Raw genomic sequence first — 18,769 nt, 5'->3', positions numbered from 1 at the left:
ATGCGAAAGATTTATGTCTTTGATACAACGCTGAGAGATGGAGAACAATCTCCTGGCGTGAATTTGAACACTCGGGAAAAGGTGGAAATTGCCCTTCAACTCGAAAAGTTGAAAATCGACCGCATGGAAGCAGGGTTTCCAGCGGCGTCACCCGGTGACCTTGCTGCTGTGAACGCAGTGGCACGCGCGGTTAAGGACGTCACGGTCATTGGATTGTCACGCTCCAGAGAGAGTGACATCGATGCGGTTCGCGAAGCGCTTCAGGGAGCACAGGATCCATGCATTCATGTGTTTCTGGCCACATCCCCGATTCACCGCAAGTTTAAGCTGCGGATGGAGAAGCAGCAGGTGCTGGAAACGGCGCAGGCCTCGATCCGTTATGCAAAGAAATACTTTTCCAAAGTGGAGTTTTCCCTGGAGGATGCCGGCCGGACGGAGCTGGATTTCATGGCAGAGGTTGTCGGCATGGCTGTGCGTGAAGGAGCCAATGTCGTGAACATTCCGGATACCGTGGGTTATTTGAATCCTTCGGAGTATGGGGCCATCTTCAAATACTTGAAGGAAAATGTTCCGGACATCGAGAAGGTGCAGCTGAGCGCGCATTGCCATAACGATCTGGGCATGGCGACGGCGAACACCCTTGCCGCCATTCTGAACGGGGCCGATCAGATCGAAGGAACGATCAACGGAATCGGTGAACGTGCAGGTAACACCGCGATTGAGGAAATTGCGATGGCGCTGGAGACGCGTTCCGAGTTTTTCGGAGCGAAGACGGGGCTGGTACTGACGGAAATCGCCCGCACGAGCCGCCTTGTGAGCAAGCTGACCGGTATGGTTGTACCGGGCAACAAAGCGATTGTCGGCGCGAACGCATTCGCTCATGAATCGGGCATTCATCAGGACGGCATGCTGAAAGAGAAGACGACCTACGAAATTATGACGCCGGAGTCCATCGGGCTCAAAGAAAGCAAGCTGGTGTTAGGCAAACACTCCGGCCGCCATGCTTTCCGGGAGAAGCTGCTGGATCTGGGTTATGAGCTGAGCGAAGAACAGGTGAATGATGCATTCGCCAAATTCAAAGTGCTGGCCGACAAGAAGAAGGAAGTATCCGATGAGGATCTGCTGGCTCTGCTGGAAGAGAAACTGATCGATACGCCGGAAGTGTTCAAGCTGGAAACAATCTTTGTTGCTTACGGCAATGAATCTACGCCGACGGCGCGGGTTCGTATTGCGACTGCGGAGCAGACGATTGAGGGAGAGGCCGAAGGCAACGGTTCCGTGGACGCGATCTATAACGCGATCGACAAGGTGACCGGAGAAGAGGTTACGCTTGCGGATTATTCCATCAAGTCGGTTACGCATGGCAAGGATGCTCAAGGCGAGGTGCATGTGGTGCTGTCGCAGAACGACGTGGCAGCACAAGGCCGCGGCTTGAGCACGGACATTTTGGAGGCGAGTGCACGAGCTTACGTGGATGCCGTTAACGTCCTGATCGAGAAACGCAAAACGTTCAGCCAGCGCGAGCGCGCTACGCTGTAATCCATACTTGGCGTGATGGGAGCTCTGATCGCAGTGTGAGCGCTAAAGGAGCTTACCATGAAAAAGAGGGGCCGCTGTTAAAGCGGCTCCTCTTTTAATTGTTTTATTAAACTGTTGGCTAGACGTGTAATGCTGGTATCAAGACACTTGCACCGAGCTCTTAACGCCTCATTGCAGTGCGCCGATACCGGCTTGATGCAGCTGATCAACGAGATAAGACAGCATTTCATTTGGGCATCGAAGCGGAATCCGAATCTTACCAGGCGTAGGCCTGCGGAGCCGCGCCGCCCGGACCCGGGAAGATTTCATCCAGACGCTTCATCACGGCTTCATCGAGTTCAATCTCAAGCGAGCGCAGGGAGCTTTCGAATTGCTCCAGCGTGCGCGGTCCGATAATCGGTCCCGTAACCGCCGGGTTCTTAAGTACCCAGGCAAGGGCGACATTGTCCTGCGGTTCGCCCAGCTCCTGGCAGAGTGCCGCGAACTGTTCCAGCTGCGTGCGATGCTTCTCCACGCGTTCCGCATTGCCTCCGCTGCGTGTGCCTTCTATTTTCTTAAGCGCATTGCGTCCCAGCAGTCCCCCGTCCAGCGGGCTCCATGGAATAACGCCGAGTCCGAGCTGCTGCGAAGCTGGAAGCACTTCTAGCTCCGGCAATCGACAAGTCAGGCTGTATTTATGCTGCTCGGAAACGAGGCCCAGGAAGTGACGGCTTTGGGCCGCGGCTTGCGCAACCGCAATCTGCCAGCCCGCGAAGTTGCTGGATCCGACATATCCGATTTTTCCTTGATGAACCGCAACCTCAAAAGCTCCCCACAGCTCGTCCCATGAAACGGAAGGATCCACGTGATGCATTTGGTACAGCTCGATATGATCCGTTTGCAGACGCTTGAGCGATGCTTCGAGATGACGACGAAGTTTATAGCTTGATAGTCCGGCTTCATTGTTGGGGCCATCCAGAGGATCACTCATGGAGCCGTAGAATTTGGTTGCCAAAACGACTTTCTCGCGGCGCCCCCCGCCTTGATTAAACCAGCGTCCGATAATGGTTTCAGTCAGCCCGGAGTTCTCGCCCCAGCCGTAGACATTGGCCGTATCGAAGAAGTTGACGCCGGCGTCAAGCGCTGCATCCATGATGCGGAAGGCTTCCTTTTCATCCGTGGCAGGACCGAAATTCATCGTCCCCAGACATAAACGACTTACTTTCATACCGGATTTACCTAGAGCAGTGTACTGCATAATCAATGATCACTCCTTGGTCGTTTAGGGTATAAGACAAATTCACCCCTATTGTAGCGTATTGGCAGAAAAATGTAACTAATGACGTGGGAGAACTTAATTTTAAAGAAGCAAGAAGCAGAAACAAGCAGCAAATCAAGCAGCAGGAGCATGGAACAGGATCAAGTAGCGGGAGAAGACTCAAGTAGCAGGAGCAAAAATAAAGCAGCAAGAAGAAAGAAGCAGAGACAAGCAGCAGGAGCATGGAACAGGACCAAGTAGCGGGAGCAAGACACAAGTAGCAGACAAGCAGAAAAAAGAAAGTCTAGGAGTCAAAGAGCTCCCAACAAGATGTTACCTTGAAGAGCCGCCCCATGCTTTATGCATAGGGCGGCTCTTCAAATTCCCACAACCCTTGTGGTCAGGGAGATTCGCTCTTCTCCATTGAACCTGCTAATCCGTTCGGCTTCAAAGCAGCGGAGAGGACGAATCGATTCCGGAAAAGCGAAGCGGTCGCCTTTGGAGCCGAATTTCAACCCCTAAAATACAATCCAGAAATTCGGCGACAACAGCGATTGGAGGAACGATACGTACTTGGAGCCTCCCACATTAAGTCCTTCGAAGTTTTGCATTAAGTCCTTCGAAGCTTTGCATTAAGTCTTTGAGCTTCACATTAAGTCTTCGAAGCCGTTTTCTCCCTGACCACATTCCCCCTACTTATAGGCAAAACGAATTAAGTTCATAGTTTCTATATCTTGGTCAATCGAGGGGAAAGTATGTTACAACAGTAACTAGATGATTAAATACGACCAGTGTATATATAAATAAGGAGTGACGAAGAATGGCAGAAACGAAAAAAATCGCGGTAATTGCCGGAGACGGCATCGGCCCTGAAGTAGTGGCGGAAGCGGAGAAGATCATTAAACGTACTGAAGAGGTGTTCGGATATTCATTTACAACGGAACATGCGCTGTTTGGCGGCATTGCCATTGATGAGAAAGGGACGCCGCTGCCAGAAGAAACGCTGAATGTATGTAAAAGTGCTGATGCTGTATTGCTGGGTGCGGTGGGCGGACCGAAATGGGACAACAATTCGAAGGAGCTTCGTCCGGAAACCGGATTGCTTGGCATCCGTAAAGAGCTTGGCTTGTTCTCCAACCTGCGTCCGGCTGTCATTTTCGATTGCTTGAAAGATGCGTCCACATTGAAGCCTGAAGTTCTCGAAGGTACCGACTTGATGGTCGTTCGTGAGCTGACAGGAGGCATATACTTCGGCGAGAAGTTCAGACGCGAAGGTGCTGGTGGGGAAGAAGCGGTAGATACCTGTGTATACAACACGGCGGAGGTAGAGCGCATCGTTCATCAAGCCTTCGAGATTGCACAGAAGCGCCGGAAGAAGCTGGCTTCTGTCGATAAAGCGAACGTGCTGGAAACGTCCCGCTTGTGGCGCGAAACGGTAAACCGCATCGCTCCTGAATATCCGGATGTGGAGCTGGAGCATGTGCTGGTAGACAATTGCGCGATGCAGCTGCTGCGTCGTCCGTCCAGCTTTGACGTGATCGTAACCGAGAACATGTTCGGCGATATTCTAAGCGATGAAGCAGCGATGCTGACAGGTTCCATCGGCATGCTGGCATCCGCATCCATGGGTGAAGGAGCTTTCGGTCTGTACGAGCCGGTACACGGTTCGGCACCGGACATTGCCGGTCAAGGCTTGGCAAACCCAATTGCAACGATTCTTTCCGTCGCGCTGATGTACCGCCTCACGTTCGGCTACGAGGATGCGGCAGACGCAATTGAACGTGCTGTTGCCGAGGTGCTTGATGCCGGACATCGGACAGCTGACATTGCGGTGGATAAGAGCAAGGCGCTCAGCACGACAGAAATGGGCGATTTGATCGCCGCGGCTATCCGTTAATAGAAGAAGCATTCGTTCAAAGAAACTCCTTATTTATAATAATTATAATAAAGTAACCTTTACAATCTTGACTTTGATTAGCCTCAATGATAACATTTCTATTAAATGTTCATAGGAACATAGCATGTAGAAAATACTCGTATTTTCTTACATATGTTAAGGAGGAATTCAATCATGGCAGAACGTTTGGTTGGTAAAGCGGCTCCTGATTTTACAATGGAAACTGTATCAGGAGACGGTAAAGATTTTGGTAAAGTAAGCCTGTCCGACTACCGCGGCAAATGGCTCGTATTCTTCTTCTATCCGCTTGATTTCACTTTTGTATGTCCAACTGAAATCACGGCTCTCAGCGATGCTTACGATCAATTCAAAGCATTGGATACTGAAATTCTGGGTGTAAGTGTTGACTCTATCCACAGCCACAAAGCTTGGATCAACACAGCTAAAGAAGCTAATGGTCTGGGAGCATTGAACTTCCCACTGGCTTCCGACATCACCAAAAATGTAGCAAGAGACTATGGTGTTCTGATCGAAGAAGAAGGCGTTGCTCTGCGCGGCTTGTACATCATCGATCCAGAAGGCGAATTGAAATATCAAGTTGTTAACCATAACGACGTAGGCCGCAGTGTAGAAGAAACGCTTCGCGTTCTCCAAGCACTTCAATCCGGCGGATTGTGCGCAATGAACTGGAAACCAGGCGACAGCAACCTGTAATTCCATTTCGTTAAAGTTAAGGCAACCCTCATTATCTGACATTATGTGCAGGTAATGGGGGTTTTTTCACCTCTGTTTTTATTGGATGAAATCGGGGAAGACTCTTGTTTAGAGAACCGCTCTTGCGTTGATATATAATAAATATATAGGCTTACAGACTTAAGCATAGGGAATCGTGCCTAAATTTTTAATCGAGGTTTTTTTCATGAAGGAATTAGTGGGAGTGAAAGCGAATACAATATTTTGAAACGGTTGAGAATCCACAAAAGGAGGGTGAACGATATGAGTTTTTGCTGTGGGGCTAGTATGATGGGTACAAAGGGTACACTGAAGCATTATCGCACTCAAGTACATAATGTTCCCCTGCTGTCTTGTCCGGTCTGCCATCGCGTCGAAGTACACCATCGGGTTGAGAATGAGTATGAAATATTAGCCGAATATGCCCATGGTGACGGAGCATCCCAGGTGGATTTTCAGGATTATGTGATGGAAGATGAGGACGCGATTTTTGAGAATGTTGTCAACCGGGAGTCGGAGGATCCGCTAACGGTGGTTCAGAGTCAGATTGATATGTCGTTAGATCTCCTGGTGGTTGCCAAATGGATGGAGGATGAGAAGTGGCAGGGCGAACTGAAAAGACGACTTGCCGTGATGAGTCAGCGCAGGCTCCGGCTCCAGAAGCAACCTTAACAGGAATTAATAAAGCCTCGTGAATATTCGGGGCTTTTTTAATGTTTCAAATGGAATCAAAGGGGGTAATAATTATATTAGTTGTTTGGGAATAGGTGTTAGATACAATACATAAACAGAAATACATAAGAACTAAGGATGGTATTTTTATGCAATTTCCCATTTTTCGACAGGATTTCTGATTGACGTTTCTTTGTCTCGATGACTATCATGGAAGGAAGCAGATTCGGGCTGCTTCTGATTCAAAGGCGGACAAGCTGATTATTGCAAGGTTTTTTGTCGGTTTGGTGAGTTCAACTTTTCAAGAAAAGGGGGAGCCATCTTGTTGAGTCAAATCCGTGAATCTGAGCTGCAGGCTATTCGTTCTTTTCATTCCAGCCAGCTTATTAGGAACAAGTATGAGAACATACTGGAGAATCTCGACAGCGGGATCATCCTCTTTGATAGTGACGGTGTGTTGGCATTTGTTAATGTACAGATGGCAAAATTATTAGGTGTATCCCGTAAATCGCTGACTGGCTGTACGCTGACCCAACTATTGCGTCATCCCCAGCTCTCCAGATTCAAGAAGAGAAAAATACTTCGCATTTTCCGGGAAACGGTATTCCATCGCAAGAGATTTCATGAACTGGTTGATGAATATGGCAGATCGTGGTTGATCACCATGACTTATGGGGACCAGATGGAAGGCGATTTTCTGATCAGCGTGAAGGATGTATCTGACTTCAAACGAATTGAGCAAACCGCTTATCAGAACGATAAGCTGGCCATGCTGGGAAAGATCTCGGCATCCATTGCCCATGAGATACGGAACCCGCTGACCTCCATCCGTGGCTTCATCCAACTGCTTCGTCCACATCTCGTAAGCTTAGGTAAGGACGAATATGCCAGAATTATCCTTACGGAGATTGATCGTGCGAATGATATTATATATGAGTTTCTAAATTCCTCCAAACCCTCTGCTCCAGAAACCAAGATTGTGTCCGTATCCTCTTTATTGAAGGAAGTCGTTCTACTAACTGAAAGTGAAGCCTTAATGAAGGGATGCCAAATTATTCTGCACACTGATAAGACCCCACCTGCGTTTATTTCCGTGGATGTGAAGCAGATCAAACAGGTGATTCTGAATATTATTAAAAATGCCCTGGATGCGATTAATGAGCATCATGATGAGAATATCACCGGAGTAATTGATATTTCCGCCCGCGATACGGGGAAACATATCAACATCTGCATTTCGGATAACGGTGGCGGCATGGATCAGAATACATTGAACCATCTGTTCAATCCATTCTTCACAACGAAAGAGAGCGGAACGGGGCTGGGATTATCCGTGAGTTACAGTATTATTAGAAATCATGGTGGCTCGATTGCCGTGGATAGTCAGGTTGGTAGCGGGACGGAGTTTGTGATTACATTTCCTAAATTGGACGTTTCGGAAGTATAAGAATGTACGATTCATGCCTGAAATAAATACGAGAGCAGCTGTTCCGATGGAATGGCTTTTTCTTTTTTAGGAGGAGAAGATCGCATGAAGTGGACATTACAAGGCAGCTTATCATCCGGGCAGGTGCATACCGATGCTATCATCATTCCCGTAACGAAAAAACAAACGGCGGAAGGCGGTGTTTCCGAGGCCTGGGATCCACTGCTCAAACCGTTGGCCGAGAGTCGGTTATTTGACGGAACTCCCAATCGGTCATTCGTATGGCCGGAGAGCATCGAAGGTGAATCGCGCCTGTTAATATGGCTGGGCCGCCCCGAAGGAATCTTGACATCCGAGCAGCTGCGGCTGCTTTCAGCACAAGCGGGGAAAGCCGCCGTGAAATCGGGTGCACGCAGTGCTGCCATTCAAATTCCGAATACGATGGTCAACTTCACTGCCGAACAGACTCCCCAAGATGCTGCTCAGGCTTTAACTGAAGGTTTTATCCTCGGAAGCTATCGGAAACCTCATTATAAGCGTGATGCTGCCGAACAAACGAATTTAGAAGAAATCCTCTATTATATAGAAGAAGATATGGATGCGGAATTTGAAGCTGGGTGGACGAAGGGGATGTCATTAGGGGCAGCGATTGGAGAAGCGACCTGTCTGGCACGGGATTTAACGAACCTGCCCGGCAATATGCTGTTGCCGGAAGACTTGGCCCAGAAGGCACTTCAGGTTGCAAAACGGAACGGTTTTGAAGCACAGGTACTGGACGAGGAAGGACTTGTCGAGAAGGGCATGGGCGGCCTTCTGGCCGTAGGTAAAGGCAGCATACATCCACCGCGCATGATTGCGCTCCGTTATCAGGGACGGGAGACGTGGGAGGATGTGATTGGCCTTGTTGGTAAGGGGGTTACGTTTGATACCGGTGGTGTATCGCTGAAGAGGGCATCTGGGATGGAGGATATGATCAGCGACATGGGCGGGGCGGCTACCGTACTGGGCGTTATGGAAGCGCTCGGACGGATTCGTCCCAGGGTAAATGTAGTGATGGTGATTCCGTCAGCGGAAAATGTAATGAGCGGTAGTGCCTTTAAACCCGGTGATATTGTCACGACGTTGAGCGGTCGCACCATCGAAGTATTGAATACGGATGCTGAGGGACGTATTGTGCTTGCGGACGGAGTAACTTATGCCAAGCAGCTCGGGGCTTCGCGTTTGATTGATGTGGCCACATTGACAGGTGCTGTCGTTTCGGCTCTTGGGGATATAGCCACTGGGGCCGTAACTAATGATGAGACCTTTTTGCAAGAGCTTATTACCTCATCTCGGAGGGCCGGCGAAAAAATATGGCCGCTTCCATCCTATCCGGAGTTCTGGGATAAATTGAAGAGTGAGGTGGCGGATTTACGAAATCAGACGGGCCGAGAAGGCGGGACGATAACGGGTGGTCTTTTTGTAGGGACATTTGCTGATGGGCTGCCCTGGGTGCATTTTGACATAGCAGGTACGGCTTACTTATCCAAGGAGCGGGGCGTGGATCCCAAAGGGGCAACGGGTGTGCTCGTTCGCACCATCACCGACTGGATTCTTAAGCAGGTCCAGGTCGTCATGGATTGAATCGCTTGCTATGAAATGAAGATGTCAGTGGGAGTCCCATATCCCTTAGAAAAACGTCCGTCTTTCGGACGTTTTTGCTTTACTTTTCAACCGGCATTCAAGTATGATGAAGAGAAAAATTGCCGAGAGGAGTTTAGCTTAGAATGATTAAGAGTAGTCAGACAAAGATTGTAGACTGTACCATTCGCGATGGCGGACTGGTCAATAATTGGGATTTTAGTGTGGAATTTGTACAAAATTTATATGCGGGCCTGAATGAGGCTGGCGTGGACTATATGGAAATCGGTTATAAAAATTCGCCTAAACTGCTGAAAGGCGCTGATCAGGCGGGCCCTTGGCGTTTTCTGGATGATGACTTCCTCAGAGAAGTGATTCCTCATAAAGGCAAGACCAAACTGTCCGCCCTTGTAGATATCGGCCGTGTGGATGAAGACGATATTTTGTCACGCGAGGAAAGCTTGTTGGATCTCATCCGTGTCGCTTGTTACATCAAAGACGTGGATAAGGCGCTTGCGCTGGTTCAGACCTTCCACGATCGTGGTTACGAGACTACGCTGAACATTATGGCTCTCTCCAACGTGATGGAGAACGAGCTGCTGGAAGCTTTTGAGCTGATCAAGGAGAGCGTCGTGGATGTGGTCTACATCGTCGATTCTTACGGAAGCCTTGATCATAAAGATATGGAATACCTTGTAAATAAGTTCAAGACCCATCTGCCGAACAAACGTCTGGGCGTTCATACCCATAACAACATGCAGATGGCGTTCTCCAACACGCTGGTCGCTGCAGATCTTGGCGTTGAGCTTCTGGATGCATCCGTGTACGGGATGGGACGTGCGGCCGGCAACTGCCCGACCGAGCTTCTGGTTACCCATCTGAAAGGCACGAAGTATGAGCTGCGTCCGGTACTGGATATTATCGAGCGCTACATGATCCCTCTTCGCGAAAAAGAAGAGTGGGGTTATATTATGCCTTACATGATTACAGGCACCTTGGACGAACATCCGCGCTCCGCCATGGCACTCCGTGCTTCGGAGGATAAAGACAAAATTGTGGATTTTTATGATAAATTAACGACACCGGAAGTGACCTTCGACAAAAAATAGGCAAGGTGCTTTCACAGCCCTCATATCAGGTCAAGGTAAAACAGCATCCTTCCCGGGAAGGATGCTGTTTGCTTTAATATACGGGCGATCCATTTTCCATAAAATACATGTTGAAATTATATGTTCGACATGGTATATTTATTTTTGTCTTCAAAAGACGCCATCTTCATTATCGGGACGTAGCTCAGCTTGGTAGAGCACCTGGTTTGGGACCAGGGGGTCGCATGTTCAAATCGTGTCGTCCCGATTCGCTTATGAATTAGGGCCTCGCAAAAGTAATCGAAATATGCTCCGAAGCATAGCGTCACTTTTGTAGGTATATGTGCGGGTGTAGTTCAATGGTAGAACTCCAGCCTTCCAAGCTGGTAGCGTGGGTTCGATTCCCATCACCCGCTTATAGTTAGAACGAAAACCCTTGGTGACAAGGGTTTTTTGTTTGCGGAAATCCGAATTTACGAACTTTCGATTTCCCGTTCGATTCATATAACAAGCACCATACACACAAAAAAGTCCTTGAAAGAACAAGGGCTTTTTTTTGCTGTAACGATGCGCTTATCTAACCGAAGCTTGATGGGCTGCCGGTAGAGCGTTGCCAATGCCCCCCATGAAGGGCTAGCGACTTAATATGCTGCAAAAGTACAGATTTTTACCGCGTTGGCGGGGAATTTCGGGAGAATTCTAACGATTGCTTTGTCATAAAAAGGGTGGTATACTCTCATTAAACAATGTTTAAAACAATGTTTAATAAATTGTTGCATCAGGATAGATAGGGAGGGGTTCGATGGCATCGCCAGACCACAGCAATGACACCAAAGAGAAGATTTTGCAGACGACACTAGATGTAATCAAGCGGGAAGGATTCGACAGTGTTACGATTCGCAAGATTGCTTCCCGTTCCGACGCCAACATCGCGCTTGTCAATTACTATTTTGGCTCGAAAGACAAGCTGATCAACGAGGCGATCAAGGGATTGCTGATCGGCTTCCGGGATACCTTCGATGTGCTCGATCACGTGTCTGTGCCACCGAAGGAGCGATTGAAATTATTTTTAACCCGTTACGTTCAGGTCATTCAGCAATATCCGGAGCTGGTGCTGCACACGATAGCGGCCGGCTCGGCGATGTTCGCGTCCCAACATGAGTATGGGGAATTTTTGCAAGCAACTGGATTTCATAAGCTTCAAAAGGTGTTTACAGAGATCACGGGGGAGAAACGGCCGGACTCATTAATGATGATGGTTACGCAAATTTTCGGCGCCATTTTTCTCCCTGCATTAATGAAGCCGCTGCTCGAATCCGGAGCCGGGGTCAAGCCTGCTCCCATCGACCGGCAAATCGATTTTTTGTTTGAGCGCTATTTTCCTGAACATGGAGAAGCAAAGGAGCGAGGAAAATGAAATTTCTAAGAGATTATTGGCAGGATCTGGGCATCGTTGTCGCCTTCTTTGTATGCATTGGATTGTTGGTCAATGGGAGTCTCATGCCGGAAATCGAAGTCATTTTATGGCTCAGCTTTGTGGCGATATTGGTGCATCAATTCGAAGAATATCGGTGGCCGGGGTATTTCGGAGGGCTGTTTAACGGCGTCATTTTTCGAAGCGAGCATCCGGAACGCTATCCGCTGAATACGCAGTCTGCTATGATCATCAATCTCGGCATCGCTTATCTGTTTTATCTTCTTCCCGTGTTTGTCCCGCATCTCATCTGGCTTGGTCTTGCCCCCGTCTTCATGGGCTTTTTCCAATTTATTTGGCACGGCATATTTGCCAACATCAAAGCAAGAACGATATACAATCCCGGCTTGGGCGCCGTCCTGCTGTTTCATTTTCCGATCGGCGGCTGGTATATCTATCATATCGTTAGTTACAATCTGGCAAGTGCGTGGGATTGGATTTTGGGCTCGGTTTATTTTGTTATCGCCGCGTATATCTTCATCATCAAGGGGAATATGTGGCTGAAGGACGAACACTCGCCGTATTCGTTTTCTCCGAAGCAGCTAGGCCCTTATAACGTGTCTCCGAACACGGTATGGGTCGACGACGAAATATAGGAGGGACATTAGTTCCTTGCAAAGATTTGGTCATCCAGACGGTTGACGGCAGTGTTGACCGACACGGGCGAGATGAGTTTACCCCTTTTACAAGCGCAGAATATCTGTTATAATGACCATAATTTCATTCCAAGAATGCGAGGTAACCTAGTCCAATGAAGTAAGACACCCTTTTCTCTAAACAACTGCATGTGGTTTGCAGGCGTTTCTCTACGGCGGTAGAGGAGAGATTTGGTGTGTCTGAACAATGTGACTGGGGTGCCTCTTTTTGTTATGTTGAAATGGTACTCTAATGAAATACAATCACATCCATGGAACGGATTTGCAGCTTCCGCTAACGGCGAGGTTATTGAGCTTCATTTCAATAGCAGTCAAGGCTGGACTGGAATGAACAGCCGAAGTTAGTGTCGGTCGTGCAAATTCGTCCCGTTCATTCAGACCAGACCCATATCTCTCTTTATAACATCCGCCGCAGGCCATCGCTTGCGGTTTTTTAGTTTTTTCAAAGAGAGAGGATGAGACGATATGACTATGATTCTAAAAGCGAAAGATATAAGTATGGAGCTCCAAGGAAGGCCGCTGTTTGAAGACATTCAGCTGGAGGTGGCGGAAGGAGAACGGATTGCGCTGTATGGGCGCAACGGTACCGGCAAAACCACGCTCCTCTCCATCCTGGCCGGTGAGCTTGAGCCGACCTCCGGCGTTGTGGAGGCGATTCTCCCGCGAGAGCGCTGGGGCTGGCTCAGGCAGCAGGATGAGCCGGACGAAATCGATAGGAGTGCCATCGATACGGTGCGCAGCCGCAGTCATCCTTCATTATGGCAGCTGAAGCTTCAGCTTGCCGGCGTCGAGCAGCAGATGAATGGCGGCAGTCCTGTCGAAATGGAACCATTGCTTGAGCAATATGGCAATCTGCTGGAGCGTTACGAGTCCCAGAACGGTTTCCAGTGGGAGACCGAGGTGGAGAAAGCGATGACGATGCTGGGCATCGGGCCAGAGGTGTGGCCCGTATCCTACCGCGAGCTGAGCGGAGGCCAGAAGACGAAGGTCATGCTGTCAGGGCTCCTTGTATCGGCACCGAAATTTTTACTGCTCGACGAGCCCACGAACCATTTGGACAGCGAGAGCTTGGTCTGGCTGGAGCAGTGGCTGGTGTCGTCCTATAAAGGCACTGTGTTGTTTGTTTCCCATGACAGGGAATTCATCGATCGGGTAGCAACCTCCGTATGTGAGCTGACCTCGGAGGAACTTCGGCGTTACCGGGGAGGATATACGGATTACCGCCGCGAAAAGGAACGGGAGCTGCGCGAACAAGAGACGCTTTACCGGAAGCAGGAGCTGGCCCGCAAAGCGCTGGAGGAATCGATCCGAAGATATGAGGAGTGGTTCCATAAAGCGCATAACGCGGCCGGGGACGTAAATGACGTCAAGATCACCGCCAGCTTTTACAAGGCCAAGGCCAAGAAGAACATCTCAAGATATCATGCCAAGGAAAAAGCGCTGGAACGGCTGGAAGCAGAGCGGGTGGATAAACCGCGAAGCGGTCCTAAGCTGAACATGGAGCTGGAAGGGGAAGCTTTCGGCGGCCGTACCCTTATCCAAGTGAAGGACATCTGTTTTGGTTACGAAGATCAACCGCTTTTTAATAAGCTCACCTTCTATCTGAACCGCGGCGACCGGTTGGCCGTAAGAGGCCCTAACGGGAGCGGGAAAACGACACTGCTCAAGCTGCTGCTGGGCGAAATCGAACCGCAGGAGGGCCGAATTACCCGAAATCCTTCCGTTAAGATCGGTTATTTCTCACAGGAACTTGAGGGGCTGGAACCCGAGACCACGCTGCTGGACAGTCTGCTCGTCATTCCGGGAATGACGGAGAGCCGTGCGCGTACCTTGCTGGGCTCGTTCCTCTTCAGGCGGGACGATGTGTTTAAGAAGATGGGGCAGCTGAGCATGGGGGAGAAGTGCAGAACGGCTTTTCTCAAGCTGTATTTCAGCGGGGCGCATCTGCTCGTGTTGGATGAACCCTCGAATTACCTGGATGTGGATACCCGCGAGGTGATTGAACAAGTGCTTGTGAGCTTTCCGGGTGCGATTGCGCTCGTATCCCATGACCGGTATCTGGTGCGCAAAATCGCGAACCGGCTGCTCACGCTGAAGCCTGGGGGAGCTCCGGTTTGGTTTGAGGGAAGTGTGGATGAGGAGGAGGAACAGGCCTCGCGGACCGGTGTGATCAGGGGGAATACGGAGAAGGACAATCGGCGAATGGAGCTCGAATATCGGATTCAGGAATTACTGGGCTTATCAGCCGAAGATTTTGAAGCCGGGGACGAGGCGAGCTGGCTTGCCGAGATCAGGGAGCTCCGGGCAGAGCTGACCAGGCTTCAGTCGGAATAAGATCAGGGATCACGATTAAAATCAGTGAGATGGGGTTAAAATGGGGAAATGAAACTTGCCATATCCCGAAAGGTTGCATATAATAAACCCTATATATTTGCATATGTAATAAATGCGTGGATGGAGAAAAGTAGCTAGTGCCTCTTTACAGGGAAGGGATGCCGTGGATTGAGAGTGTCCCTATAGAAACAGGCTAGTGAAGTTCGCTCCGGAGCAGTTCCTTGAACACGGCATGGTGCCGGTCAGTAGGGGATAACGGGTCCGATTCGTTACGTCGGTCAAGTGAGCATGGTGAGGCATACTCGGGCCTAAGGTTTTTTACCGCCTTGGTTAGGGTATGATGCATGTTAACAAGGGTGGTACCACGGTCTCTTCGTCCCTTTTTGGGAGGAGAGGCCTTTTTTGTTTTCAGTACGATGATGGAGTTTACAAAGGGGTGTGCGAATAGCTATGAAGGAAAAATTAGAAGCATTAAAGCAGGAAGCATTGGCGCAATTGCAGGATGTTACCGATCCGCAGCAGCTGAATGATTTGCGGGTGAAATACCTTGGCAAAAAAGGTGCCTTGACGGAAATCCTGCGCGGAATGGGAGCGCTGAGTGCAGAAGAGCGTCCCGTTATCGGCCAGGTGGCCAATGACGTTCGGGGCGCGATCGAGGAAGTCATCTCCGGCAAGCAGGAAGCGTTCCTGCAGCAGGAAACCGAAGAGCGCCTGCGTGCAGAGAAGGTGGACGTAACTCTTCCGGGCCGCAAGCTCAGCCAAGGCGCGGTCCATCCTTTGAGCAAGGTGATCCAGGATATCGAGGATATTTTCATCGGGATGGGTTATCAGGTAGCGGAAGGCCCTGAGGTGGAAACGGACTACTTCAACTTCGAAGCGCTGAATCTGCCGAAGAATCACCCGGCACGCGACATGCAGGATTCCTTCTATTTGACGGAAGATCTGCTAATGCGTACTCAGACATCCCCGGTGCAAGCCCGGACGATGCTGTCGATGAATGGGAAAGCGCCTGTCAAAATCATCTGCCCGGGCCGTGTATTCCGCCGGGACGACGATGATGCGACGCATTCGTTCCAGTTCCATCAAATCGAGGGCCTGGTCATCGGCGAGAACATTCGCATGAGTGATCTGAAAGGGACGCTGCTGCAATTCGTGCAGGAGATGTTCGGCGATGACACGCAGATCCGTCTGCGTCCAAGCTTCTTCCCGTTCACGGAGCCGAGCGCGGAAGTGGACGTATCCTGTGTAAGATGCGGCGGCAGTGGCTGCCGCGTATGCAAGCAAACAGGCTGGCTTGAGATTTTAGGCTGCGGCATGGTTCATCCGAAGGTGCTTGAAATGGGCGGTTATGACCCTGAGAAGTACAGCGGTTTTGCTTTCGGTATGGGGGTTGAGCGGATTGCGATGCTGAAATACGGCGTGGATGACATCCGTCACTTCTTCAACAACGATACAGCATTCTTGAATCAATTCACGCGGATCTAATTTTAACGATAAAGGGAAGTGAATAGACAATGAGAGTTTCAACCGATTGGTTGTCCGATTATATTTCGCTCCAAGGCGTAACCTCAGAGGATTTGGCAAGCCGTATTACTTCGGCTGGTATTGAAATCGATGTGATCGAGAAACGGAATCAAGGCATTAACAAAGTGGTCGTAGGCTACGTCAAGAGTAAAGAGAAGCATCCTGACGCAGACAAGCTGAATGTATGTATCGTGGATGCGGGTCAGGAGGAAGATCTCCAGATCGTGTGCGGAGCCAAAAATGTAGATGCTGGCCAGAAGGTGCCGGTGGCGCTTGTTGGCGCGAAGCTGCCTGGCGGTATGGATATCAAGAAGGCCAAGCTGCGCGGCGTGCTCTCCCAAGGCATGATCTGCTCGGCGAAGGAACTGGGCATGAATGACAAACTGCTGCCTAAAGAGCTGCAGGAAGGGATTCTGGTACTTCCGGCTGAGACGGAGATCGGTAAACCAATTGAAGATGTGCTGGGTCTGAACGATGAAATTTTGGAGCTGGATCTGACGCCGAACCGCTCTGACTGTCTCAGCATGCTGGGAGCAGCTTACGAAGTGAGCGCCATTCTGGGGCGCGAGCTGAGTCTTCCGAACCCGGAGAAGGAAATTCTGGAGGTTCAAGATGCAGCAGCCGATCATATCTCGGTTACGATCGGGGCTGACGAGCAGTGCAGCCATTACGCGGCACGTTATATTACCGGAGTTAAGATCGGTCCTTCTCCGCTGTGGATGCAGAATCGGTTGATGGCAGCGGGCGTGCGCCCGATCAGTAATATCGTGGATATTACGAACTATGTGATGCTGGAATATGGCCAGCCGCTGCATGCTTTTGATGCAGATCAGCTGAAGGATGGCGCGGTCCATGTGCGTATGGCTGAAGCTGGGGAAACGATGGTAACGCTGGACGGCGCGGAGCGTCGCCTGGAGCCGCATATGCTGGTGATTACAGCAGGGGGCAAGCCGGTAGCCTTGGCTGGCGTTATGGGCGGGCTGGACTCCGAAGTAACGGACAGCACGGTCAATATTTTCCTGGAGTCGGCTAAGTTCGATGGCGGTACCGTCCGCAAAACATCCCGTCAGCTCGGACTGCGTTCGGAGGCAAGCTCCCGCTTCGAGAAGGAAGTGGATCCTGCCGCAGTTATCCCTGCACTGAACCGTGCAGCGGCATTGATGGCGAAATATGCCGGAGGCGCTGTCCATCAGGGAATCGTCGAAGCAGGCAGTGCGGACAACGAGCCTACCGTGATTACGTTGTCGCTGGAGAAGCTCAATCGTTATCTGGGAACGGAGCTGTCCCTGCTTGAGGTAAAAACGATCTTCGCCCGATTGCATTTCCCTTGCGGAGATTCGGGCCAAGGAATGGTGGATGTTCAAGTGCCTTCCCGACGCGGCGATATCGTGCTTGACGTAGACCTCATTGAAGAGGTGGCCCGTCTGTATGGATACGACAATATCCCGACAACGGCGATTGAAGGTCCGACGACACCGGGTTCATTGACCATCGCTCAGGCCATCCGCCGCTCGCTTCGCCGTTTGCTGACGCATAGCGGATTCCAGGAGGTTCTGGGTTATTCCTTCATCCATCCGCAGCAAGCGGAAATGTTCACCTCCCTGTCGTCAGATGGCACGGCGGTTAAGCTGGCCATGCCAATGAGCGAGGACCGCAGCGTCCTTCGCACCAGCCTGCTTCCGCAGCTGCTGGATATCGCGGTGTACAACCATAACCGCAAGCAGCCGGACTTGGCCCTGTTTGAAATAGGGAACCTGTTTCATACGCATGAGAAGACATTGACGAAGCAGCCGCTGGAGCGCCCTGTTCTCGGGTTGCTGCTGACGGGACGCAAAGGCAGCAAGCAATGGAATGTTCAGCCGGCCAAGGTCGATTTCTTCGATTTGAAGGGGGCGCTCGAAACGGTGCTCGACTACCTTGGAATTGGCTCAGAAGAGATCACTTACGAGGCCAACGGACCGGAGGGCTTCCACCCGGGACGTTCCGCTTCCGTATATGCGGGTCAAGGCGAGAACAAGCGGCTGTTAGGTGTACTGGGACAAATTCATCCGAAGACCCAGCAGGAGCTGGATTTGGAAGATACCTATGCCGCCGAGATTCTCCTTAAGCCGCTGTATGATCTGACTAACGCCCGCGTCGTTTACCGCGATTTGCCTAGATTCCCGGGTATGGAACGCGATCTTGCCATCGTGGTGAATGAGGAGGTTGAAGCCGGCTCCCTGATTCAAGTGATCAAGGAGAATGCTGGTGAGCTTCTGCAGCAGATTCAGGTATTTGACGTCTTCACAGGCAGCAAGCTTGGAGAGGGTAAGAAGAGTGTTGCCATCTCCATGACGTACCGCCATCAGGAACGGACGCTGACCGATGAAGAGGTTGCCGGCGTCACGGAAAAAGCGGTTGCTGCCCTTCAGCAAACTTTTGGCGCAGAATTAAGAAAATAGCAGGAATTGTGAACGCCCGCATCGAATCCATTACATCAGGGATTCGATGCGGGCTTTTTTGCTCTAAATTGAACTGGGATTTGCATCAGGACGCCCGCAGGGTACATAATTATAAGCACAAAACTGTGT

13 protein-coding genes, 2 tRNA genes and 1 other annotated feature are annotated in these 18,769 nt (G+C 50.4%); of the genes, 14 read left to right on the top strand and 1 reads right to left on the bottom strand.

Annotated features, from left to right (window positions below; translation table 11 throughout):
* Positions 1 to 1,539 (top strand): 2-isopropylmalate synthase, encoded by a 1,539-nt coding sequence (locus MKY48_RS26765; RefSeq protein WP_076324538.1) that lies wholly within the window; start codon positions 1 to 3, stop codon positions 1,537 to 1,539.
* 256 nt (positions 1,540 to 1,795) lie between these two features.
* Here MKY48_RS26765 and MKY48_RS26760 read toward each other — a convergent pair whose 3' ends face one another.
* Positions 1,796 to 2,776: an aldo/keto reductase gene (locus MKY48_RS26760; RefSeq protein ID WP_339267522.1), complete on the bottom strand. Its 981-nt coding sequence runs from the start codon at positions 2,774 to 2,776 to the stop codon at positions 1,796 to 1,798.
* Positions 2,777 to 3,596: 820 nt separating this feature from the next.
* On the opposite strand from MKY48_RS26760, the gene leuB reads away from it, so the two are divergent.
* The 13 genes from leuB to pheT all read left to right on the top strand — a co-directional run bounded on the left by leuB (position 3,597) and on the right by pheT (position 18,640).
* Complete coding sequence (gene leuB / locus MKY48_RS26755; RefSeq protein WP_076324535.1) at positions 3,597 to 4,673, top strand: 3-isopropylmalate dehydrogenase; 1,077 nt, start codon at positions 3,597 to 3,599, stop codon at positions 4,671 to 4,673.
* A 174-nt stretch (positions 4,674 to 4,847) separates the two neighbouring features.
* Positions 4,848 to 5,387, top strand: coding sequence for a peroxiredoxin (locus tag MKY48_RS26750; RefSeq protein ID WP_009593058.1), 540 nt, complete (start codon positions 4,848 to 4,850; stop codon positions 5,385 to 5,387).
* 282 nt (positions 5,388 to 5,669) lie between these two features.
* Positions 5,670 to 6,077: a hypothetical protein gene (locus MKY48_RS26745; protein WP_015737147.1), complete on the top strand. Its 408-nt coding sequence runs from the start codon at positions 5,670 to 5,672 to the stop codon at positions 6,075 to 6,077.
* Positions 6,078 to 6,399: 322 nt separating this feature from the next.
* Positions 6,400 to 7,524 carry an ATP-binding protein gene (locus MKY48_RS26740; protein WP_076324534.1) on the top strand — a complete coding sequence of 375 codons (1,125 nt, stop codon included), beginning with the start codon at positions 6,400 to 6,402 and terminating at the stop codon, positions 7,522 to 7,524.
* Between the two features lie 84 nt (positions 7,525 to 7,608).
* The gene (locus MKY48_RS26735) at positions 7,609 to 9,126 is read left to right on the top strand and encodes a leucyl aminopeptidase (RefSeq protein WP_339291674.1); all 1,518 of its coding nucleotides are present in this window, start codon (positions 7,609 to 7,611) and stop codon (positions 9,124 to 9,126) included.
* Positions 9,127 to 9,269: 143 nt separating this feature from the next.
* Positions 9,270 to 10,232, top strand: a complete 963-nt coding sequence (locus MKY48_RS26730; RefSeq protein ID WP_339291673.1) for an aldolase catalytic domain-containing protein — start codon at positions 9,270 to 9,272, stop codon at positions 10,230 to 10,232.
* Between the two features lie 173 nt (positions 10,233 to 10,405).
* Positions 10,406 to 10,479: transfer RNA gene (locus MKY48_RS26725), tRNA-Pro, on the top strand.
* Between the two features lie 77 nt (positions 10,480 to 10,556).
* Positions 10,557 to 10,627 (top strand) — tRNA-Gly (locus MKY48_RS26720).
* Between the two features lie 386 nt (positions 10,628 to 11,013).
* Positions 11,014 to 11,628 (top strand): TetR/AcrR family transcriptional regulator, encoded by a 615-nt coding sequence (locus tag MKY48_RS26715; protein ID WP_339267515.1) that lies wholly within the window; start codon positions 11,014 to 11,016, stop codon positions 11,626 to 11,628.
* Positions 11,625 to 12,281 (top strand): HXXEE domain-containing protein, encoded by a 657-nt coding sequence (locus MKY48_RS26710; protein WP_339267513.1) that lies wholly within the window; start codon positions 11,625 to 11,627, stop codon positions 12,279 to 12,281. Before MKY48_RS26715 ends, MKY48_RS26710 begins: the two co-directional genes overlap by 4 nt.
* A 525-nt stretch (positions 12,282 to 12,806) precedes the next feature.
* Positions 12,807 to 14,675, top strand: a complete 1,869-nt coding sequence (abc-f, locus tag MKY48_RS26705; protein WP_339267511.1) for an ABC-F type ribosomal protection protein — start codon at positions 12,807 to 12,809, stop codon at positions 14,673 to 14,675.
* A gap of 108 nt (positions 14,676 to 14,783) precedes the next feature.
* Positions 14,784 to 15,059, top strand: a binding site (T-box leader).
* Between the two features lie 66 nt (positions 15,060 to 15,125).
* Positions 15,126 to 16,160, top strand: a complete 1,035-nt coding sequence (gene pheS, locus MKY48_RS26700; RefSeq protein WP_076324529.1) for a phenylalanine--tRNA ligase subunit alpha — start codon at positions 15,126 to 15,128, stop codon at positions 16,158 to 16,160.
* Positions 16,161 to 16,189: 29 nt separating this feature from the next.
* A complete protein-coding gene (gene pheT / locus MKY48_RS26695; protein ID WP_339267509.1) occupies positions 16,190 to 18,640 on the top strand; it encodes a phenylalanine--tRNA ligase subunit beta in 2,451 nt (816 codons plus the stop codon).
* Positions 18,641 to 18,769 lie beyond the last annotated feature (129 nt).

It is taken from the genome of Paenibacillus sp. FSL W8-0187, assembly GCF_037969755.1.
Taxonomy (GTDB): domain Bacteria; phylum Bacillota; class Bacilli; order Paenibacillales; family Paenibacillaceae; genus Paenibacillus_AQ.
This window is presented reverse-complemented; position numbering and strand designations above follow the sequence as displayed.